23 protein-coding genes, 1 tRNA gene and 1 pseudogene are annotated in these 20,662 nt (G+C 59.1%); 12 read left to right on the top strand and 13 right to left on the bottom strand.

Going from position 1 to position 20,662, the window contains the following annotated elements:
- The first annotated feature begins 22 nt into the window (after positions 1 to 22).
- A complete protein-coding gene (locus tag ACAM_RS07435) occupies positions 23 to 754 on the top strand; it encodes a 60S ribosomal export protein NMD3 (protein ID WP_338029084.1) in 732 nt (243 codons plus the stop codon).
- A gap of 56 nt (positions 755 to 810) precedes the next feature.
- The gene (locus ACAM_RS08400; protein ID WP_022542200.1) at positions 811 to 987 is read left to right on the top strand and encodes a hypothetical protein; all 177 of its coding nucleotides are present in this window, start codon (positions 811 to 813) and stop codon (positions 985 to 987) included.
- Positions 988 to 1,103: 116 nt separating this feature from the next.
- On the opposite strand, the gene ACAM_RS07430 is transcribed toward ACAM_RS08400, so the two are convergent.
- From ACAM_RS07430 to priX, 6 genes are all read right to left on the bottom strand, one after another.
- Positions 1,104 to 1,781, bottom strand: a complete 678-nt coding sequence (locus tag ACAM_RS07430; RefSeq protein WP_022542199.1) for a YraN family protein — start codon at positions 1,779 to 1,781, stop codon at positions 1,104 to 1,106.
- Positions 1,742 to 2,224 (bottom strand): hypothetical protein, encoded by a 483-nt coding sequence (locus tag ACAM_RS07425; protein ID WP_022542198.1) that lies wholly within the window; start codon positions 2,222 to 2,224, stop codon positions 1,742 to 1,744. Before ACAM_RS07425 ends, ACAM_RS07430 begins: the two co-directional genes overlap by 40 nt.
- A gap of 96 nt (positions 2,225 to 2,320) precedes the next feature.
- Positions 2,321 to 2,608, bottom strand: a complete 288-nt coding sequence (locus tag ACAM_RS07420) for a 30S ribosomal protein S26e (RefSeq protein WP_010866942.1) — start codon at positions 2,606 to 2,608, stop codon at positions 2,321 to 2,323.
- A 68-nt stretch (positions 2,609 to 2,676) separates the two neighbouring features.
- Positions 2,677 to 4,104 carry a proline--tRNA ligase gene (gene proS, locus ACAM_RS07415; protein ID WP_022542197.1) on the bottom strand — a complete coding sequence of 476 codons (1,428 nt, stop codon included), beginning with the start codon at positions 4,102 to 4,104 and terminating at the stop codon, positions 2,677 to 2,679.
- Between the two features lie 120 nt (positions 4,105 to 4,224).
- Positions 4,225 to 4,524, bottom strand: a complete 300-nt coding sequence (locus ACAM_RS07410) for an ATP synthase subunit c family protein (protein WP_420804958.1) — start codon at positions 4,522 to 4,524, stop codon at positions 4,225 to 4,227.
- 116 nt (positions 4,525 to 4,640) lie between these two features.
- Entirely contained in the window at positions 4,641 to 5,108 is a 468-nt protein-coding gene (gene priX, locus ACAM_RS07405; RefSeq protein ID WP_232502345.1) for a DNA primase noncatalytic subunit PriX, read from the bottom strand.
- A 106-nt stretch (positions 5,109 to 5,214) separates the two neighbouring features.
- On the opposite strand from priX, the gene ACAM_RS07400 reads away from it, so the two are divergent.
- A tRNA-Gln gene (locus tag ACAM_RS07400) sits at positions 5,215 to 5,290 on the top strand.
- A 76-nt stretch (positions 5,291 to 5,366) separates the two neighbouring features.
- Entirely contained in the window at positions 5,367 to 5,654 is a 288-nt protein-coding gene (locus ACAM_RS07395) for a 50S ribosomal protein L35ae (protein WP_022542194.1), read from the top strand.
- Between the two features lie 15 nt (positions 5,655 to 5,669).
- On the opposite strand, the gene ACAM_RS07390 is transcribed toward ACAM_RS07395, so the two are convergent.
- Together ACAM_RS07390 and ACAM_RS07385 are read right to left on the bottom strand one after the other, a co-directional pair.
- The gene (locus tag ACAM_RS07390) at positions 5,670 to 6,404 is read right to left on the bottom strand and encodes a hypothetical protein (protein WP_022542193.1); all 735 of its coding nucleotides are present in this window, start codon (positions 6,402 to 6,404) and stop codon (positions 5,670 to 5,672) included.
- Entirely contained in the window at positions 6,364 to 6,966 is a 603-nt protein-coding gene (locus ACAM_RS07385) for a PNPOx family protein (RefSeq protein WP_022542192.1), read from the bottom strand. The genes ACAM_RS07390 and ACAM_RS07385 overlap by 41 nt, the downstream gene beginning before the upstream one ends.
- A gap of 62 nt (positions 6,967 to 7,028) precedes the next feature.
- Between ACAM_RS07385 and ACAM_RS07380 the strand changes: the two genes are divergently transcribed.
- The 6 genes and pseudogenes from ACAM_RS07380 to ACAM_RS07355 all read left to right on the top strand — a co-directional run bounded on the left by ACAM_RS07380 (position 7,029) and on the right by ACAM_RS07355 (position 11,923).
- Entirely contained in the window at positions 7,029 to 8,753 is a 1,725-nt protein-coding gene (locus ACAM_RS07380; RefSeq protein ID WP_022542191.1) for a glutamate--tRNA ligase, read from the top strand.
- Positions 8,754 to 8,822: 69 nt separating this feature from the next.
- A pseudogene (locus ACAM_RS07375) lies at positions 8,823 to 10,175 on the top strand (TrpB-like pyridoxal phosphate-dependent enzyme).
- Positions 10,176 to 10,279: 104 nt separating this feature from the next.
- Positions 10,280 to 10,561, top strand: a complete 282-nt coding sequence (locus ACAM_RS07370; protein WP_022542188.1) for a hypothetical protein — start codon at positions 10,280 to 10,282, stop codon at positions 10,559 to 10,561.
- Positions 10,562 to 10,623: 62 nt separating this feature from the next.
- Positions 10,624 to 11,007 (top strand): hypothetical protein, encoded by a 384-nt coding sequence (locus ACAM_RS07365; protein ID WP_022542187.1) that lies wholly within the window; start codon positions 10,624 to 10,626, stop codon positions 11,005 to 11,007.
- Entirely contained in the window at positions 11,000 to 11,440 is a 441-nt protein-coding gene (locus tag ACAM_RS07360) for a hypothetical protein (RefSeq protein WP_022542186.1), read from the top strand. The genes ACAM_RS07365 and ACAM_RS07360 overlap by 8 nt, the downstream gene beginning before the upstream one ends.
- Positions 11,441 to 11,689: 249 nt before the next feature.
- Entirely contained in the window at positions 11,690 to 11,923 is a 234-nt protein-coding gene (locus ACAM_RS07355; RefSeq protein ID WP_022542185.1) for a hypothetical protein, read from the top strand.
- 28 nt (positions 11,924 to 11,951) lie between these two features.
- Here the strand turns inward: ACAM_RS07355 and ACAM_RS07350 are convergent, their stop codons facing one another.
- The 5 genes from ACAM_RS07350 to pheS are packed head-to-tail and all read right to left on the bottom strand — an operon-like array spanning position 11,952 to position 18,065.
- Positions 11,952 to 12,851, bottom strand: a complete 900-nt coding sequence (locus ACAM_RS07350) for a DUF2797 domain-containing protein (protein ID WP_022542184.1) — start codon at positions 12,849 to 12,851, stop codon at positions 11,952 to 11,954.
- Positions 12,836 to 14,086 carry a phosphotransferase gene (locus ACAM_RS07345; protein ID WP_022542183.1) on the bottom strand — a complete coding sequence of 417 codons (1,251 nt, stop codon included), beginning with the start codon at positions 14,084 to 14,086 and terminating at the stop codon, positions 12,836 to 12,838. The genes ACAM_RS07350 and ACAM_RS07345 overlap by 16 nt, the downstream gene beginning before the upstream one ends.
- Before the next feature lie 31 nt (positions 14,087 to 14,117).
- Entirely contained in the window at positions 14,118 to 14,969 is an 852-nt protein-coding gene (mptA, locus tag ACAM_RS07340) for a GTP cyclohydrolase MptA (protein WP_022542182.1), read from the bottom strand.
- The gene (pheT, locus tag ACAM_RS07335; protein WP_022542181.1) at positions 14,951 to 16,597 is read right to left on the bottom strand and encodes a phenylalanine--tRNA ligase subunit beta; all 1,647 of its coding nucleotides are present in this window, start codon (positions 16,595 to 16,597) and stop codon (positions 14,951 to 14,953) included. The genes mptA and pheT overlap by 19 nt, the downstream gene beginning before the upstream one ends.
- A 1-nt stretch (position 16,598) precedes the next feature.
- Complete coding sequence (pheS, locus tag ACAM_RS07330; RefSeq protein ID WP_022542180.1) at positions 16,599 to 18,065, bottom strand: phenylalanine--tRNA ligase subunit alpha; 1,467 nt, start codon at positions 18,063 to 18,065, stop codon at positions 16,599 to 16,601.
- 201 nt (positions 18,066 to 18,266) lie between these two features.
- On the opposite strand from pheS, the gene hemB reads away from it, so the two are divergent.
- Both hemB and hemL read left to right on the top strand, forming a co-directional pair.
- Positions 18,267 to 19,328 (top strand): porphobilinogen synthase, encoded by a 1,062-nt coding sequence (gene hemB, locus ACAM_RS07325; RefSeq protein WP_022542179.1) that lies wholly within the window; start codon positions 18,267 to 18,269, stop codon positions 19,326 to 19,328.
- Positions 19,329 to 19,370: 42 nt separating this feature from the next.
- Positions 19,371 to 20,660, top strand: a complete 1,290-nt coding sequence (hemL, locus tag ACAM_RS07320; protein WP_082398200.1) for a glutamate-1-semialdehyde 2,1-aminomutase — start codon at positions 19,371 to 19,373, stop codon at positions 20,658 to 20,660.
- Positions 20,661 to 20,662 lie beyond the last annotated feature (2 nt).

The following is a 20,662-nucleotide window of genomic DNA, read 5'->3' as shown; positions in this document are numbered from 1 at the left end:
ACAACGCCGTTTGACCCGGGGGGTGGAGGCTTTCGTGAGAGGCTTGAAGAGCTGTGCGGGTTGCGGTAGGCCTAGTGAGGTGCTGTTGCGAGGACTCTGTCCGGAGTGTTTCGATAAGAGGCATGGGGTCGTGGAGGGTCTGCCCAGGGAGCTGGCTGTAGACGTTTGCACGTCGTGCGGGAGAATCAGGGTTGGACACAGGTGGCTGTACTACCGTACGCCGGAGGAGGGGGTCGGCCTTATACTCTCTAGTATTGCATATAAGCCTGTCCATCCGGTTGAGCAGGTCGTGCTGGAGGGATGGTCACTCGAGACAAGCCTGGACTGGAGGACCAGGGTGAGGCTCCGTCTAAAAGCCTCGCACCAGGGCCTAGCGTTCAATGTATCCCGAAGTATTGTCCTGAGGCTGAACCCCTCCACGTGCCCGCTCTGCATTGTCAAGAGGAGCGGAGAGTATGACACACTAGTCCAGGTTAGAGGGGCGGCGGCTGAGGATACTGTGGAGAGGGTTCTAAATACTCTCGACCCGAAGGAGGCTCCCGTAGATGTTATCCCAGTCAGGGGCGGCGTGGACGTATACTTCCACCATAGAGGCGCCGCGGCTAGGTTCGTCTCCAGACTAGGTTCCATAGCGCGTGTCAAGGTGTCTAGAATAGTGTACGAGCACGTTGGGACAAGCAGCATGGGAAAGAGGAGATCTAGGAAGACAATAGTAGTCAGGCTGGAGGGTGCTTCACAGCGTGGGGAGAGGTAAAAGCCTCTGGAGGGTACAAGGCATGAATGGCCTAGGGAGGTTAAGGGGTTCAAGCCTTGGAGGGCATCGACGAGGCTAAGAAGGTTCTCCAGGAGACTATAACCCTAGCCAAAAAACTCTACGGCAGGAGATGGATGGACGCTATAGAAAGGCTGGAGGAGATGTACGACGGAGACCCGTACTGGGTTCTAGAGCATCTTAGGAGGGAGGCGAGGAGGAGAGGAGTAGGGTAGGGGCCTGCCGCGAGGCCATATTTTATCACTGGCGGTCGGCTATACCCTTTAAATGGCCCCGCTGTAGAGAGCCCGCTCGAGCCCGCCGAAGGACGGCGTGTGAGTGAGAGCGGGTGTCAGGGGCGGGGTACATGTTGCTCTCCCTCGCTAGCACGGTATCGGCCATCCGCCAGTAATCTACAGCCTACTAGAACTATGAACGCCGCGGCCCTCATCCTCTTGTATGACGACTTGGGGAGTACGCCCGCCTTTTTGAGCCGTTCAACACTAGAAGCCAGCTCCTCCACCCCCACCCCCAGCCTCTCCGCCGCCTCCCTAAAGCTCCTGGCCCTGGATATCGCCTCGAGGATTGCAAGGTCGCTGCTATCCAGGGTTTCGCAGTGCAGGAGAGGTTCAAGGAGCGAAATTATAGCATGGTCTACAGCCTCCTCAACTATCTCCTTCAAGTCGTCCGTGGATGACACGACCACGTCAGGCAGCACTATAAGTTCCACCCCCAGCTTCTCAGCAAGCCTGCGGGCCCCCTCGTCCGCACCCCGAGCTATTATCATGGGTTTCATGCCCGATACCAGGCTGTTGACGTATGCCTGTCTCACCGCGTTTATATCCGCCATTCCAGCCTTAACCTCAACCGAGTATTTCTGGCCGCCCTTCTCAGCAACTATGTCGATCTCCCCGACTTCCACACCCCCCTCTTCAATCGGAACGTGGAAGTCGAGCACCCTGAAGCCCGACCTCTCAAGTATACGGGCTGCTATCTCCTCGCTATTCCTCCAAGCCCTTCTACCCGCCAAGGCGCCCTACCACCCAGAGCCTCCCAAAGGCTCGCCTCAAAGTGTAGCGGCGCGAGCCTAACCACAACTCCACCTATTATAAGCATGCTAGACTCTCTAGCCAGCTCTGAGGCCTTAAACCCAACGACACCCCCTCCCAGAGCCAGCTCGGGATCGGCGACTACGGCGATCTCCGCCCCTCTAAGGTTGAGCCTGGCCTCGAGACCCCTCCTAACGCCGCTCCACCACTCCTCCCATCCCACCCTCCTGGCCCCAATGCTTAGGACCTCGACTACTCTCCCGCTGTACTCTCTACTCGTGACCACAATGAAGTACGGCCTCGGCCTTACCTTAAACCCCTGCAGCCAAAGGTTCATCGGCCCTGAGAGTATGAAGTCGGAGCCGGACTTCTGTATGCGAGACGATATCACGTCTAGATGCCAGAGGCTGTCAACCAGCTCCATACTAATCAAGCCCGTGCACGCGGGACAGGGCGGTAAGGCTTCTGAGTCGAACTGTAAAACCGGGGTTACAGGTCGCCCCGTTTAGGCGTGAGGGTCTTATAGCTGGAAGCCCTTGGGCTTCCTCTGCTCCTCCGGCCTTATCTTTACTATCCCGTAGTGTACGGCGCAGCTGACACAGTAGCATTTCGTGACCGGGTATCTCATTATTATGGCTCCCTTCTTCTCAAGCTCCTCGGCCAGCTGTGGGTCCACGGGGCTGTACATCCTGGTTACACATATGGCCTTGTCCGCGGGGACGACCCGGCCGCAGTTGTCGCACTGTACTGTGCCGGCCTTCCCTTTAGCCCCTTTCCTTCTACCCCTGCTTTCCCTCTTCTTGGGCATCCTCTTCATCCACCCTCGCTTAGGGGTTTGTTGTGGAAAAGCTTATTTATATCTACACCCTCCAGCGGCTAGTAGGTTTTCGCCAGCCTTATCCATGCTACGGCGGGGCGGCCGCAGACGGGGCAGCGTTTACCATCCTCAACCGGCTCCTCCGGCCAGGGGGTTCCCAGCACTTTCCCGTTAACCCTCTCCTCCATCTCCAGGCCGCAACTCTCCCTACCGCACCACGGGACCTCAGCTATCCCCCTGCGGCTTTCAACCCACTCACCCGCATCCTCGAGGCTATCAGTCCTGAGTAGTCTCTCCTTGAAGAAGCTCTGAGCCCTCCTCCTAAGGTTCGACTCGACCTGGGCCATCAGCTCCCTAATCCTACCCTCAGCTTCCCCTAAAGGCGCCTCTACCTTCTCGAGGGTGTCTCTCCTAGCTATCGTCAGGGTCTCCTCCTCGGCCTCTCTGAGCCCTATCTCCACTCTTAGTGGTACCCCCTTAGCCTCCCAGTAATAGAACTTGGCTCCAGGCCTCTCCCACTCTCTATCGTCCACGTGAACCCTGAAACCAGCCTTCTCCAGCCTTTCCGCCACGCGTGCGGTATACGATAGTACTCTCCCACGCTTCTCCTCGTCACCCGGCGTTATGGGTACGATTACAACCTGGATGGGAGCGACTGAGGGGGGTATAACTAGGCCCCTGTCATCACCGTGCACCGCTATCAGGCTGGCCACAACCCTATCGCTCACACCGTAGCTTGTCTGCCAGGGATGGTCTAGACGCTCGTCCCTCATCTGGATTCTAAAGTCGAAGGCTCTGGTGAAGCTCTGGCCCAAGTGGTGGACTGTGCCTATCTGGAGGGCTCTGCCATCTGGCATGACCGTGTCGAATGCTATTGTATAGAGGGCTCCAGCGAACTTGTCCCACTCGGGCCTCTTGGATATAACGTAGGGAATTAGGAGCCTGTCGAATATGGCTTTATAAACCTCTATAGCTTCCAGGACCTGGCGCTCTGCGTCTTCAAAGCTCTCGTGGACCGTGTGGGCTTCCTTGAAGGTTGTGACCTCCCTCAGACGTATCATAGGCCTCGTAGCCTTGGTCTCATACCTGAATATGCTTACAACCTGGTAGTACTTCTTGGGCAGCTGCCTATAGCTCTTTATCCAGAAGGTCTCCATATAGGTTATGCTAGTCTCGCTCGTCGGCCTCAGAGCAAGCTTGACGTCGAGCTCCTCCCTCCCCCCATGGGTCACCCAGTAAACCTCGCCCTCGAACCCCCTGATATGCTCGCTCTCCCTCCTGAGCAGGTGCTCAGGTATGAGGAGGGGGAAGAGGACCTCCTCATGGCCTGTTGAGTCGAGCAGCCCTCTGATAACCTCTAGCACCCTACGCCTTATCTGGAAGCCATAAGGCATCCATACACCCATACCCTTCACTGGATACCTGCCGTAGTCATAGACCTCGGCAGCCTCGATAACCCAGTCAAACCACCTGGGAAAGTCGCTCATCCACTTCTCCCTTGAGGGAGGCCTCAGCGCTCATCCCCATGGATGGGGTGGGTTGTTGCAGCGGGTTATAATTTAGAAAATTAGAAAACTGGTGGAAAGTGGTGTTGGCGTGGAAGAGCCTCACACCACGAGTAGGAGAAGCAGGGCTATTAGCAAGCCGTATATAGCTATTCCCTCGCCGAGCACGACGAATAGCAGGGACCTTCCGAACATTTCTGGCTTCTCGGTTATGCTGCTTATGGCGGCCGCCCCGGCAACGCCGACCGCATAGCCACCCCCTATTCCTGCCAGGCCTACGGCGAGGCCCGCACCTATTGCCTTGGCCGCGAACTCCAGCGGGTCAGCAGCTTCCTGGGCCGCAGCTGTGTATGAGGAGAGGGCCAGCGTTATCAGACCCAGCAGCATCAGGGTCCTCGACAGAATCTTCATAGCCTACCACCGAAAGGTACACAGCCCGCCGGGAGGGGTGATATTCTATTGACCCCAATTGTAGCCGGGAAAACGAGTTTTACCACTAAGGAGTGGTAACGAAGCTTTCACCCTCCCCCGCCGGAGATTATAGACTCTATGATACTATAGAGTTCCGGGTCCTCGCTCTTGATCCTCTCCAGGGTCCACGGCCGCCACCCACCCTCCTTCACTCTCCTCAGCACATTCCTGATCCACGACTTGTAGATCTTCCTACAGTTACCATGCCTCTCGCAACAAACCCTAAGGAACTCCTCTATAACAGCCTCGGCTTCACCCGGCTCCAAACCCTTCACGTTCACTAGATACCTGCTTATAACATATAGTATCAGCCTAGAACGCCCGTCGGGCACGCCCGACCTGAGTACAGCCTCCACCCAAGCGTACCTCCCCTGGCCAGTCCCTGGAGACCTCCTTTTAGGGCATGATCCAGCCTCCCTACAAGCCTCCTCTAGAAACATCCTGTAAGCGTCCCTACACTCCTCGAAGCCCCTCTCCCCACAAGCCCTCAGAAGAGCCTGGTAGGCCTCATCCACGCCCAAACCCGCACTCCCCCGCGCAAAGCCGCCCCCGGAGACTCTAAATCCTTAAATCCCTCCGCACACCTATTTTAACCCACAGGCCGGGAGTGGGTCAGACGGTAGCCGGGTCGTCTAGCGGCCCAGGATGCGGGGCTCTGGCCCCCGTGACCGGGGTTCGAATCCCCGCCCGGCTACCACCACCCCAACGCCCTCTTTGCCTCAGCTATATTAGCCCTCCGGCCTCCGATTCAACCCGCAGGGGGTGCGCCGGCTGTGGCGAGGGTTAGGGGAGTTATACTCGGCTACAGGAGAGGTACAAATACGCAGTACACCCAGCACGCCCTTGTGAAGCTTCTCCTAGACGATCCCCGGAAAGCTGGTCTATACGTGTCGGGAACAGCCCTCTATAGGGACAGGTACGGTAACGTCTACAAGGGGAGGGTGCTGAGGCTCCACGGGAGGAGGGGCGGGGTTGTTGTAGTCAGGTTTAAGCCACCTCTCCCCGGGCAGGCCGTAGGCGGTGTGGCTGAGGTAGTGAAGGAAGAGGGCGGAGAGGGCTAGAGGCCCGCCCTCCTGTTAAGCCTTCTCAAGCCATTCAGGCTCACCCGAAACCGTCCTCCTCCTAACCCTGTACCCCATGTAGCCTGCCGCCTGCTCAACGATTCTAGCAGCAAGCATCAGCTTCACCGCCTTAGCCCCGGGCTGGCCTCCCCATGTCTTGTGGCCTGCGTGGGGCTGGCCCCAGAAGCCCCGGAGCACTACAGACTCCGCCTCGAGGGCCATAGCCAGGACCACCGCGCGATCGCCGTCGGTGTAGCCCAGTGGAGCTATTACTGGCTGTGGAGTTGATGGAGAAACCTGGCTGGAGTAAACGATCATGAACCCCGGCGCCCTCCACGGCCTCGTCACCCACCAGTTGTCGCCGTGGAGGTGGAGTATGTAAGCCTGAGTGTAGGCGTGTATCGATGTGGCTAGGAGGGGGTTTAGGTCCCCATCCCCGGTTGTGAAATGAAGCTTGACCGCCTGGCCAGCCGCCCATTGAGCCGCGGCCTCCGGGCCGGCTAGGACCTCGCAGCCCTCCCCAGCCCGGCCACCAGCACGGGGCCCTATAATACAGACTTGCCTTCCCCGGGCCAGCTCGTAGAGCCAGGCCAGGGCCTCGCACGTTTCCAGAGGGTCTGCATCAGCCCTTAGCTGCGCAGCCGTCTCTCTATGGCGGGGATGGCCCATGACAGGCTCGACAGCCGCCGTGTAGATTTTCTCGAGAGGCTCAAGCCTCTCCAGCAGCATGTAGAAGATCCTGCAGGGCAACCCGGGCAGCCTCCACTAGGTCCCTCCTCTCCGGCGCGCTCCTCTCCACACAGGTGTAGAAGCTCCTGCCGAGCGCGGCTATATCGACACCTAGGTACTCCCTGAACCCGGCCTTAGCCTTCGTAGCCGCTACCAGAAGCTCCACGAAGCAGCCGTAGGCCCGGTAGTAAGGAGTCTGGGGTGCCTGGACTAGCCGCTTGAGCCCGCCCTTGCAGATGAACCACAACACCCCCTCCTCCTCACCCTCCCTGACGGCGGAGCAGGAGTACCAGGAGCCTAGGCTGAAGTCGGGCTCCGGGCAGCCGCTCTTGTAGGAAAGCCTCTCCTCAAGGCGGTGTAGGTAGCTCTCCATGAAGGCTAGTGGGTCGAGGGGGGCTAGGAGCCTGAGATCCACCCTCCAGCCCCTCGACTCAGCTATCTTCACCAGCCCGACACCGGGGTATAGCCTGAACCTCCAAGCCCCTCCAGAGCCTATTACACCCAAGGGCATGGTGTACCTTTCCCCACAGGGTGCCGCCACGAACTCTAGCCATACACCCTCTGGCAGTCCACTCCCGGCCAACCTCTGGCCACCCACGTATAAGGGATCCCGATCGCTAACCGTTAGCTTTAGGGGTTGAGGGGTTGGCTTCAGGGGATTTAGAGAGGCTCCTGCTAGGGTATGCTCTAAGGGATGCCGTCAAGCACGGTGGTAGGGCTAGCGTGGGCAGCGTTATGTCGATGCTCCTGGGAGACCATCCCGGGCTGAGGAGTAGGGCTAGGGAGATAGCCTCCCTGGCTAGGGGCATTGTGGAGCGTGTGAACTCTATGCCCCTCGACAAGCAGAGGAGGCTCCTCTCAGAGCAATACCCGGAGCTCGCCAGGTTCGAGGAGAAGCGTGAGGAGGGCGAGAGAGGGCTTCCCCCCCTTCCCGGGGCTGAGCGTGGCAAGGTTAAGCTTAGGTTCGCCCCCAACCCCGACTTTGTCATACACATAGGCAATGCTAGGCCCGCCATAGTTAATTACGAGTACTCCAGGATGTATCGCGGCAAGATGGTTCTCCGCTTCGAAGACACAGACCCGAGGACGAAAACCCCGTTGAAGGAGGCTTACGAGCTCATCCGCCAGGACCTCAGGTGGCTTGGCGTGTCCTGGGACGAGGAGTACATCCAGAGCCTCCGGATGGAGGTGTTCTACGGTGTGGCGAGGAGGGCTATAGAGAGGGGCTGCGCCTATGTGGACAACTGCGGTAGGGAGGGTAAGGAATTCCTGTCACGGGGGGAGTACTGTCCCACGAGGGATCTAAGCCCTGAGGAGAACCTGGAGCTTTTCGAGAAGATGCTTGAAGGCGAGTTCTACGAGGAGGAGGCGGTGGTTAGGATGAAGACGGACCCGCGGCACCCCAACCCTAGCCTGAGGGACTGGGTGGCGATGAGAATTATAGACACGGAAAAGCATCCACACCCGCTTGTGGGCAGCAAGTACGTTGTGTGGCCGACATACAACTTTGCAGTCAGCGTCGACGACCACATGATGGGGATAACACATGTGCTTAGGGGTAAGGAGCACCAACTGAACACTGAGAAGCAGCTCGCAGTCTATAAGTGCATGGGCTGGAGGCCCCCCTTCTTCATACACTTCGGAAGGCTAAAGCTGGAGGGCTTCATACTGAGCAAGAGCAAGATAAGGAAGCTTCTCGAGGAGAGGCCCGGCGAGTTCATGGGCTATGATGACCCCAGGTTTGGAACGATAGCCGGTCTGAGGAGGAGGGGTATTCTCTCGGAGGCTATAAGGCAGATCATTCTCGAGGTGGGGGTGAAGCCCACAGACGCCACTATAAGCTGGGCAAACCTGGCGGCAGTCAACAGGAAGCTCCTGGACGAGAGGGCGGATAGGATAATGTACGTCGAAGACCCGGTCGAGATGGAGGTGGAGCTTGTCCATGGTGAGTGTAAAACCGCGGAGATACCGTTCCACCCCAGCCGGCCCGATAGGAAGAGGAGCATTACGGTCTGCACTGGCGACCGGCTGCTCCTCTCGAGGGAGGATGTGGTGGAGGGGAGGCAGCTGAGGCTCATGGGCTTCTCCAACTTTACAGCCAGCCACGGTGTCCTCAGGGAGGTAGACCCCAGCCTTGAGTATGCGAGGAAGATGAGGCTGCCCATAGTCCAGTGGGTGAAGAGGGGCGAGGAGACTAGCGTTGAGGTCCTCGAGCCCGTAGAGCTCGAGCTCAAGAAGCACAGGGGGTACGCGGAGGAGGCTTTAAGGAGCTATAGCGTAGACAGCCGTCTACAGTTCGTGAGGTACGGGTTCGTGAGGGTAGACAGCGTCGACGATGGCGTCTACAAGGTCATATACACCCACAGGTAGGCCTCCGGAACGCTTAAATATCGTGGGTGATAAGAATCCTTAAACCCGGTCGAGGCTGATGTCGCGCCAATGGATTTAGCGAGGTTCAGGTTCGACCTCTCCGTGGAGGAGGTCCCCACCTCCTGGTACAACATCCTCCCTGACCTACCAGAGGCTGTTCCTCCGCCTCTAAACCCCAAGACGGGAGAGCCTGTAGACCCCTCAGCCCTGACAGCCCTCTTCCCGAAGGCGCTGATAGAGCAGGAGGTCAGCGGCGAGAGATACATACCTATACCAGCCGCAGTCCGCGAAGCCTAAATAGCGTTCGCCAGGAGGCCTACGCCCCTCCTAAGAGCTGTAAACCTGGAGAGGATGCTTAACACCCCAGCGGAAATCTACTATAAGTATGAGGGGGTGACCCCTACTGGTAGCCACAAGATAAACACTGCCCTGGCACAGGCATACTACAATAAGCTTGAGGGTGTTGAGAGGCTTGTAACCGAGACCGGAGCCGGCCAGTGGGGGTCGGCCCTCTCAGCAGCCGGCGCCTACTTCGGCGTAAAGGTTAGGGTGTACATGGTGAGGGTGAGCTACCAGCAGAAGCCATATAGGAGGACGCTCATGGAGCTCTACGGAGCCGAGGTGTATCCCAGCCCTAGCGATAAGACGGAGTTTGGTAGGAAGCTTCTGGCCGAGAACCCCAACCACCCCGGCAGCCTAGGTATAGCTATCAGCGAGGCTATAGAGGATGTGCTTAAGAGTGGGGGGAACGCTAGGTACAGCCTGGGCAGCGTGCTCAACCACGTGCTCCTCCACCAGACCGTTATAGGGCTTGAGGCGGAGAAACAGTTCAGAGAGGCGGGGGTCTACCCCGACATAATGATCGGTGCAGTAGGCGGGGGCAGCAACTTCGCCGGCTTCACCTACCCGTTCATAAGGCACAGGCTAAAGGGCTCGAGTTCTACAAGGTTCATAGCAATAGAGCCTAAGGCCAGCCCTAGCATGACAAGAGGAGTCTACACTTATGACTATGGGGACACCGCTGGCCTCACCCCCCTTTTGAAGATGCACACGCTGGGCCACACATACCAGGTGCCCCCGATACACGCTGGCGGCCTTAGGTACCATGGCGTTGCTCCGACCCTCAGCGTTCTCCTTAAGCACGGCATTGTGGAGGCAAGGGCTTACCACCAGACTGAGGTGTTCAGGGCTGCACACATGTTTACAAGGGCCGAGGGTATAGTGCCCGCACCGGAAAGCGCCCACGCAGTCAAGGCGGCTATGGACGAGGCTGTAAAGGCGAGGGAGGAGGGTAGGAGGGTTGTCATAGCCTTCAACCTCAGCGGCCATGGACTCCTGGACCTGCAAGGCTATAGAGAGTACCTGGACGGCGCCCTCGAGGACTATGAACCCGAAGATATACCTGCGTCTAAAGAGGATTAGGGTAGTAAGTCGCAAGAGCCCCAAACCCGCGTAAAGCCTTCTTCGAGGCTCAAACCTTTTTCAACAACGCCTCGTCACATTATCAATCCGTGGTGGACGCAGTTTTGCTCGGTGGAGTTGCCTCCATCAGCGTGGGAGCCTTCCTCATAATACTAGGTCTCGGAATGGTCGGCTTCGTCTTCTATACAGCATACGACGCCTACAATACATTCAGAGTCGAGGTGGAGCCTGCAGCCAGTATAGCTGAGGCTATAACCGTTAACAGTAGCATACTGATAGATATGCTGGTAAAAGTAGCTTTCCTAGCCATCGCGCTGGCAGCTGGCTCGGTGGTCCTCTCCAGGGGTGTCGACCTTTTCCGAGGCTGCCCAAAGGAGCGGGGGTAGCAGGCTTCTACCTTAGACAGCCGTAGATGATCTTGGAAGAGTGTTCGGCGGGTGTCTGAAGGTTGAGGATCCTCGAGCTATTTATAATAGCCTCCGGTCTGCTGCTAACCGCATTAGCGGCTGCCCCACTATACGACTTCGCCTCCAGCGTCAGGGAGGGGGGTTTCCAGCTTGAGACATATGAGAGAGGAGATGTAGTGGTGGTCAGGCTGGCCTACACCGGCTCCATTGAGCTCTCCGGCGCGAGACTCATAATAACGGCGGGCGGAGAGGCCTACCAGGGAGGGCCTGTGGACCTCGCGGGCGGGGGGTATGTTGAGGTCGAGATCCCCCGGGAGGCTGCGCAGAAGGTGGAGGATATTGTGTTCGAGGCGAGGATCGCCGGTCTCTACAGGCTAGAGATTGACATGGGGGTCGAGGGCGTGGGGGCCGGGCTCCATGGCTAGGGATGAAGCTCTGACCTGGCTATTTAGGTTCGCCAGGGCTGCGTTCCTGGGGCTCCTGGACCTGACATTGGTAGTGTTAGTATTCGGAGTCTTGCTGCCCAGCATCATAGCCATCCCACAGGGGGGAGTGGGTCTCAGCGGGGCCGGTACTCTAGTGCTCGCCATCTACCTCCTCGTAATCGCGGCTAGGGGGTTGAAAGGTACTGTGCTGGAGCCTGTGTTCAGGTCCTCAGCCCTACTGTTGGGCTTTATACTCACCATGGCAGTGGTAGGGGATGGGGTTGTTGACATGGAATACAGCGCCGAGGGTGCTAGAGTGGCTGTTGAGTTCGACGCCAGCCCCCTCTACGGCATAATACTTGGCTTCATCATACTGCCCTCCATCGCAGCACAGTTCATATCATACCTGGTAAGCCTCGCCTCCAGAGGCTAAAGGAGGCGCGGCCAGCTGGAACAAAAAGCCCCAGGCATCTATAACTGTGTAGAGGTGTAAAGCTTACTCTCGGGAGGGCTTTGATGACGTCTGCCGCTACCGAGGGGCTCCAGCTCCCACACGGCGAAGGGGTGCTGGAGCCTTGGTGAGGCCCGAACCCCTGGCTGACGCCCTCCACCCGCTGCGCAGCAGGCGACTAACATATTTACCCATAATCCGACCAGGGTTCGGTTAGGGGATGGCTGAGGGTTGTCCAGCAGGCTTAGGGGTAGGCTCCCGGAGATAGTTGCCGTCGCCCTCGCGGTACTGTTCGGAGCCTTGTCGCTGTACTTCTTCGGCAACGCCCTCAGCCTCATAACTCTCGAGGAGCCTAGGGTTGCGGCTAGCCTTCTCGCCGCTCTTATAGGCCTGGCTCTGCTATCAGCCTCTGTAAGCCTGGCCAGATCCCTGGTGTTGTCCAAGGCCCTCGAGAAGGAGGAGTAGTCGGCCCCTTGAACCGCCCGCGCTCCTCCTAGGCCTCCGCGTATGCAAGGCTTGTCTTGTGCATCACGTCGCCCGACCTCACCCACAGTATATCCCCCCCGGCGCGGAGGCCTAGGAGGCCTCCCCAGTAGCCTGCGACTGTGAATTTCAGCCTTGGCCTAGGCTGTATTGGGTCTGAAATGCCCGGCGGCGGCTCAACGGCGAACAGCTTCCCGCTCCAGGTTACGCTGGCGAGGCTTGAAGCCTCCTCAGCCGCCCTCCTGAGGGCTATTAGTGGCTCCATCCTCCTCAGGTACCTGGCTACTCTCGTCTTCCTGGTGGTCTGCCTTGCTATCCCTCTCCTGCTTATCTCTATCTCTAGGATCCTAGCCCTGTAGGCGCTGTCGAGGACGGCTACCGTGGTCGCTGCTATGTGGGGCTGCTCCGCAAGCCTCTCCAGGATCCTGAACCTCCTGGTGACCCCGACTTTCACTGGGGCTGAGGGGCTGTAGAAGGCTGCCAGGTAGACCGCGTATTCCGCCTGCACAGCAGCGTCTAGAGCCTTACACGCCCATAAACCCCTATCTCCATGTGAACCAAAGCACTCGTCGTAGAGAGCCCTCTCACTCCTCCTATGCTGCCTGCAGAAGCCCTGGGCCGGGGTGGTGCAGTATATCCTGGTTAGGGGGTTGTCTCGCCTATCCAGAGGGCCGCTGTGCCACCTACACATCTCTATCCACGGTCTAGGGGCGATCTCAAGCCTGACGTCACCTCTTATCAGCTCTGCGTCGGGTGTGGGGGGCTTGTGCACTATGAGCCCCTTGAGATCAACCCTGTAGTAGTCAAGGTCGAAGTTCTCCATCCCGCCTAGAGTCGCTACAGAGACCCTCCTAGTGCCTTGGGGGACGAGGTCCTTGTAAACGGAGCGGGGGACTATCGCTCCAGCCAATCCATGCCGCCCTCCACAGCCTCTAGCAGCGCGGTGGCGGGTATCAGATGATAGCCTGTCCTGTACTTCAGCTCATAAACCGTCTCGTAGCTCGCCCTCTCCACCAGCCAGAAGGCAAGCCTCTCCCTTGCTACTTCACCGGGGAACCCAGCCCTGGATAGTGCGTCTATGTAGCTGGCCTCGATAACCCGGTAGCTAGCCTCAACCCAGCCTCCCAGCTCCCCCCTAGCCTTCTCTATAGCTGCATCCACAGTCTTCCCCTCGAGAGCCTGGGCCGCGAGTACGCTGGCGTAGTCCAGGCTCCTCAGAAGCGCCGCTAGATCCCTCTCAGGGTGCTCCTTCTCCATAGCCCCTGCAGGCTGCCTCGAAGGCTCGCCCTCGAAGTCGGTAACCACTATCCTACCGCTTCTAGAAACGAGCACCTGGTATAGGTGAAGGTCTCCGTGGATCTGCATGGCCACACCGCCTCTGAGTCCCCTCCACTCACGCCTATACAGCTGTCGCAGGGCGGAGGCGGCCTCGGCGATGATACGGGCCTCCTCAGCCGGGAGTCCACTGGCGAGGTCCTCTATCATTGCGGCCCTCGACGCCAGCCTCCTTTTCCACCTCTCAACAAGAGCCTCCGCGGGCTCCTCAGGTTTGCACCAAGATTCCCTGCATGAGGCCAGGTTGGCGTGGATCGCGGCCACGGCGACCCCGAGGGAGCCGGCTTCTGAGGGGACTGCGGCCACCCCGGTTTTAAGGCTCTGCTTAGCGGCTTCGATAAACAGGGTGGCCGCGGGCACCCCCTCCACATACTCGTGTATAACCATGTACGGCCTCCCCTCTAGGGACGCCCTGCAGAGGGGGCGGGGCGCTAGGGGTAGGCCGTATCGCGCCAGGGTTCTGAGGAGAAGCCACTCCCTGTCAACAGGCGGGGGCCTCCTGTAAACCTTGGCCAGGAGCAGGCCGTAGGGTCTGGAGAGGAGCCGGTACGACATGCTCCTCGGGCCAGCGCTCTCCAGCGAGACCTCCTCGACAGATACGATGGGGTGTATACACTCGACGTCAAGGCCCGCGCCCCCCCGAAGGAGGGCCTCCATAACCTCTCTCCCAGACTCTGCGTCGACCCTACCGCGGTGCGCTATAGCCGCCAGTGGCTCGTCGCACTCCACACCGGTGATAATGGTGAAGCCTCCTCCCGCGTCGCTGCAGGCAATGCCGCGGCAACCCCAGTACCAGGGCTTGGAGTACACCTCCCTCTCCAGATCGCCAGGACACCTCCAGCTAGCTGCGCTCCGGCTCGAGGCTCCTCACCTCGGAAACCCTGCTCCTAAGCATGGCCACTAGGTCGTGCGGATGGATGCTCTCCAGGCTAACGGCCTCAACCTGCAGCAGCGCATCGCCGGGTATGTAGGGGATCGCCGCTATCCTCCAGGCCGCCTCCCGGACAACGTCCTCCACGAACATAGGTCTTGTGAACGCCTCGAGGATCAGCCTAGCCTCCTGCGGCTTCTTTAGTAGTGTGAACGTGGGTGCCGAGAAGCTTAGGAGGAGGGCTCTCGCGAGGTCCTCTATCCTGACCATAACCTTCTCGGTGTCTACCGTGCCCTTCAGGAGAACCTTCTGGCTGTGGCTCGGGGCTTTCGAGGGGTCTCTGATCCCCTCTTCCTCCGCTATAGTTGTCTGGGCGCTGGGGCAGACTGTCATCCCCCTCACGGAAACGGCGACCCGCCACCTCTCTACACCAGACCTGGTTAGGGAGACTGTGACCGCCACGCCCACGGGCTCGCGCCCCTTAATACCCGCGGCTTCGAGGTCTATGTAGTACCGCGTCCTCGCCCTTACAGTGGCCTTCTCAGCGTAGCCGTGCCTTGAGAGCAGCTCTTTGGCTATGGCCCTCAGCAGCCCCTCTATACTCCTCGCCCTCCTCTCCGAGACTACCGCCTCCACAGCCTCGATGTTCCTTGAGAGGTGGACCCCCCGTTTGCTCCTGTCCAGGTCTACATACACGTCTAGCTCTAGGTCAAGCGTTATAGGCCCCTCAGGAGTCTCCAGCAATGTCCTCCTCCTAACCCCCCGGAAGCCGACCCTCTCCAGGTAGAGGGGCTTGGGCGGCTTCAGGTCCTGGACGTCCATCTAGCCAGCACCTCTAGCGAGATCTCAGCCGCGGCCACAGGATACTCCAGGCCGAAGGCTTCGAGGACCTCGGGCTTAACCTCTCCTATATACCCCAGCGTCTCGCCGCCGACCCTGATAACGGCGGCCCTCCCCTCCATGAACATTGGGTGGCTCGCCTCTCCGACCTCGAACTCGACGCCGATGATCCTCAGAACAGCGTAAACAGGGGCCTGCACGTCCTCGAAACCAGCCTCCTCGTCTAGAACGCCCAGGGCGAGCCTCTCCTCGTCACGCGGCTCCCCATCCTCAAGGTAGACAGTACTGCCAGCCTCGAAAACCTTCACCGGCTTCCGCCTATGCTGGTTCTCCCTAAGGGTTTGAAGCAGGGTTATCAATAGTGTGGGCCTCAGGACGCTGTACTCCTGCTGGACAGGGTTTAGCACCTCGACTGCAATGCCGGAGAAGCCAGCGGCCTCGACAAGCCTCGGGCTAGTCAGCACCAGCTGCACCACCTCTGTGAAGCCAAGGCCGACGAGCAGGTCCTTGACGGCCCTGTAAACCTGGGTCTCCCACCTGAGGCTGCCGCCGTGGAACTTGCCAGGCCACCGGCGACCTAGTGCCTCGTAGCCTATGGAGATCGCTATATCCTCGGCCAGGTCGACCTCGCCTAGAATGTCAGCCCTGAAGGGGGGCACCCTAACCTCTACGACACCCCCCTTGGGCGTCGCGTTGTGCCTCATCCTCCTGAGGTGGAGGGCTGCATCCTCGGGCGACACCTTAACCCCGAGGAGCTTGGAGACCGACCGCGGGTCTAGAGTCCGTTTAGCCTCTGATAGCAGGGGTGTTGAACCCCAGGCTGTACTAGACCCCTCTAGCCTTACCATGCCAACCCTGGCGCCCCTCCTCTCGGCGAGGCTGGTTACTATTATGTCTAGGGTCTTCGCGACGAGCTCTGCCGACGTTCCTGTGACGTCTATGAAGAGGTCTCTAGTACCGGGCTCGACGCGGGTTATCTCACTGTTTATAACTGGAGGGGCTGCTATGACCTCGCCTCCGGAGAGGAGGAAGGGGTGGCTGTCGTCTTTCGCCGCTAGGCCGCCGTAGAGGTTCCCCTTCTCGTCTACTAGTAGGAACTCCCTGAAGCTCATCTCGGAGCCTCCGTAGCCTAGGGGTTTCATCCGAGTGTCTATGGGTAGGAGCTTGTACTCCACAATGTTTGAGGGGAGCTTCGCCAGGTCGTGGAAGCCTATTGCTATCTTGGCCCTCCTCCTCCCCAGAGAGTCGTGCAGCTTCTCCTGGAACTGTATGAGCTCCTCGAGGAATAGCTCGTCGACGCTAACCCCGTACACAACTGCGGCCCCTATATAGGGCCTCTGCGGCACCCTCTCAACCCTCAGGAGGACCGGGGCCTCGACAACCTCCGGCGGCCTCCAGCCCTCCTCGAGCCCCGCGATACCCTTGACCGCCCTCGCTATACCCTCTCCTATGAACATGTCGGGCCTGTCAGGATTGACCTCCACCTCCAGCACGCCCTCCTCCGGCTGCTCGACCTCACACTTCAGTCTAAAGAGGAGCTCCTCCAGCTCCCCTAAGCCAAGGCCTGTGAGGTCCTCCAGCCTCTCCTTCCTAACCCTGATCACCGGCACCCTAGAACCACCTCACCCTCATACCTCTAACCTCGTCGACGTCTCTAGTGTAGAGTTTGCGTATATCGCTCACCCCGTAGAAAGCCATCGCCAGCCTCTCAATACCAAAGCCCCAGGCCCCCACGGGGTAGTCGACGCCGACCGCCTCCAGGACCTCGGGCCTGAACATTCCAGCCCCGAATAGCTCCAGCCACCTCCCGTTAGGGAGTCTCACATAGCCCTCTACGCTGGGCTCGGTGAAGGGGAAGTAGGCTGGCTTGAACTTCAGCTTGAGACCAAGCATCGAGGCTATCTCGTCGAGCCTGCCAAGGAGGTCCCTGAAAGTGTAGCCCTCATCCCCCTCTATCCCGTCGAGCTGGTGGAACTCTGGGAGCCTCGTGGGCCCTACGGCGTCGCTCCTGAAAACCTTCCCCACTGTAAAGAACCTGGCGGGCGGGTTGGGCCTTGTCGCTAGTATCCTTGCGGATACTGCCGTGGTCTGGCTTCTGAGTATGTAGCGTGAGGCAACTTCGGAGCTCCACCTGTACTTCCAGCCTCTCTCGTGGACAGACGCCACCCTCTCCACCAGGTCCGAGTAGCCTGAGAGGTCACCCCGCCTGGGGCTTTTTATCCAGAGACTGTCGTGTATCTCCCTGGCCGGGTGGTCCTGGGCCTGGAATAGCACGTCGAAGTTGAATAGCTCCAGCTCGACAAGGGGGCCGCGGACCTCTCTGAAGCCAAGCTCCCTCAATATATCCCTTAACCTCTCTATGAACTCGGCTAAGAAGTGTCGGCGGGCCGGCAGAACCCTCGGGGGCTCGGCCTTCACGTTGTACGTCTTGAACCTGAGCCGCCTCCACTCGCCGCTCTTCAGCATATCCCTTGTGAGACCTGCGGCCTCAACCCTCGCCCTGGCCAGGGCCTCCTCGGGGTTTACCTTCACCCTCAGAACTATGCTCCGCCTAGCCTCCCTTCTAATGAGACCTCTGCTCAAAGCCTCTCTAAGCAGCTCACCCCCGTCTGTGGGCTTAGAACCTGAGGCAACGTTCTCTAATAGTTTTTTCAGGGGAGTTATCGTCTTAAGAGCCTCGGCCTGATCTACGGCCAGCCTCACTACACCCCCGGCTATCACCACCAACCCCTTCCTAGCGGCCTGGCCCAGTGCTATGCCCGCCTCCTCTCCTAGAGCCCTCCTAACCTCCTCAACACTAGCCTCCCCACCCCTGCCTGCTAGGAAGAGGACTAGCTTCTCCTCGGGCAGCCCCCGCTCTAACGCATCCCTACCCCTCTCGGTTAATACATAATGCTCCTCAACCCTCTCCTTGACCTCGACTACACCCTTTTCTGCCAGTAGGTTTGAGAGGCTGGCCAGGCTGCTCTTGTCGACGCCGAGTATCTTGGCGGCTTCCTCGAGCGTACCCTCCCTGAACCCCCTCTCAGCCATGAGCCTTAACAGCCTGTACTCGCCCTGGCTTAAAGTAACTTCCAACGCTGATAACCCTAGGGGAACAGTGTCAGCTTGGGGGCTATATCACTCTACCGCCCCCGCTCTGGCGGCGGTTTCGAGGACCTATCCGCGATATATATCATATATATACTGTTATTTGGCGCTATAGCCCCATAAGCACCAGCGGATATCATGAGCGGATGCAACCAACCCATCACCCGGGGTAGACTGAGGGTGGATGGGTTGCAGAGGAGCAGCGAGGCCTGGCTCAGGGAGCTTGCCGCATCAGGCTTCTCCTTCCCCCGGGTTAGAGCCAGAAGGCTGAGGATCCACCCCGGTGTCAGAAGCCTGGTTGCAGAAACTAGGCTAGACCCTTCAATGTTTATACTCCCCCTGTTCGTCGAGGACGGCCTCAAGTCTCCCAAGCCCCTGAGAGGGCTTCCAGGACATTACAAATACCCGCCCGAGTCGCGCGAGCTGGTGGAGCTTGTCTCCCGCGCGCTAGACCTCGGCGTAAGGAACTTCCTCATCTTCGGCACACCGGGTATGAGGAACTTCGAAGGATCCGAGGCCTGGAGCCCCCGGGGGCCCGTGCAGCGGGCTATAAGGTTCATCAGGGGGGAGATGGGTTGGAAGCCCGTGGTTATGGCGGACGTCTGCCTCTGCGGCTACACAGACCACGGCCACTGCGGCTATCCCAGGGAGACGCCCAGGGGGGTTCTAATAGAGAATGACAGGTCTATAGAGGCTTATGGTAGGGTGTCCGTCAGCCTAGCCGAGGCAGGGGCCGACTTTGTAGCCCCCTCGGGCATGATGGACGGCCAGGTTGCCGCCATTAGGAGGGCGCTGGACGAGGCTGGCTACACTGAAGTTGGTATCATGAGTTACAGCGCGAAGTACGCCAGCGGCTTCTACGGGCCCTTTAGGGATGTTATGGACTCGTCGCCGCGCTTCGGTGATAGGAGGAGCTACCAGATGGACCCTAGGAATAGGTTTGAGGCTGTTAAGGAGGTTCTCCTCGACGCTGTCGAAGGTGCGGACATCGTCATGGTGAAGCCCGCCCTCAGCTACCTGGACGTTATAAGCGAGGTTAAGAGGAGCATCCCCTGGCTCCCCCTCGCCGCTTACAACGTTAGCGGCGAGTACCTCATGCTCAAAGCGGCCGCCGAGAAAGGGCTGGTAGACTATGAGACCCTCATGCTGGAGGTCCTCACAAGCATAGCGAGGGCAGGAGCCGACGCCGTAATAACGTACCACGCCCTCGAGGCGGCCGAAGCCCTCAAGAGCAGTAAGACACCCTTCTAGACCCCCACTACCCTGGGATCGGGGCTCTGAGAGGTGGAAGCGTTGGCATCAGGCGAGAAGAGTAGAATGCTCTTCGAGAGGGCTAAGGAGCTATTCCCGGGAAGCGTCAATAGCCCGGTTAGGGCTGCCGTCAAGCCCTATCCCTTTTACGTTGAGAGGGGGGAGGGCGCTTACTTGTACACCGTAGACGGCGCCAGGATCGTTGACCTGGTGCTAGCCTACGGCCCCCTCATACTAGGCCATAAGCACCCCAGGGTTTTAGAGGCGATAGAGGAGGCCCTGGCCCGGGGGTGGCTGTACGGGGCGCCCGGCGAAGCCGAGGTCCTCCTGGCAGAGAAGATACTAGGCTATGTTAAGAAGGGGGGTATGATAAGGTTCGTCAATTCAGGTACAGAGGCCACAATGACAGCCATAAGGCTTGCTAGAGGGTACACTGGGAGAGACCTCATACTGAAGTTCGACGGGTGCTACCACGGCAGCCATGATGCTGTTCTCGTTGCAGCTGGGAGCGCGGCTGCACACTACGGCGTCCCTACCAGCGCGGGGGTGCCTGAGGCTGTCGCCAGGCTAACCCTTGTCTCCCCGTATAACGATGTCGAGGCTCTGGAACGCGTCTTCGCCGATTATGGAGACAGGATAGCGGGAGTCATAGTAGAGCCTGTTATAGCTAATGCTGGGGTTATACCTCCCCGCAGGGAATTCCTAACGGCCCTCCAGAGGCTTTCCAGAGAAAGTGGGGCGCTTCTGATCCTGGATGAGGTGGTTACAGGGTTCAGGCTCGGCCTCGAAGGGGCTCAAGGCTACTTCAACATTGAAGGTGACATAATTGTTCTGGGCAAGATAATAGGCGGCGGCTTCCCGGTCGGCGCTGTGGCAGGGTCTAGGGAGGTGATGAGCCTCCTAACACCCCAGGGCAAGGTGTTCAACGCGGGAACGTTCAACGCGCACCCCATAACCATGGCTGCCGGGCTGGCCACGCTGAAGGCTCTCGAGGAGGAGCCGGTCTACCGTGTTTCGAGGGAAGCGGCAAAAGCTCTCGAGGAGGCGGCATCCGAGGTCCTCGACAGGACGGGCTTACCCTACACTATAAACAGGGTGGAGAGCATGATGCAGCTTTTCATAGGAGTCGAGGAGGTTTCCAACGCTGCCCAGGCGAGAAAGGCTGATCAGAAGCTCTACGTCAAGCTCCACGAAGAGATGCTCAGGAGGGGCGTATTTATAGCTCCCTCGAACCTGGAGGCAGTATTCACGGGCCTCCCACACCAGAGTGAGGCCCTAGAGATTGCGGTTGAGGTCCTCAGGAACTCGCTCAAGACGGTGCTGGGGTCTTGAGG

Source organism: Aeropyrum camini SY1 = JCM 12091, from assembly GCF_000591035.1.
GTDB classification, from domain to species: Archaea; Thermoproteota; Thermoprotei_A; order Sulfolobales; family Acidilobaceae; genus Aeropyrum; species Aeropyrum camini.
This window is presented reverse-complemented; position numbering and strand designations above follow the sequence as displayed.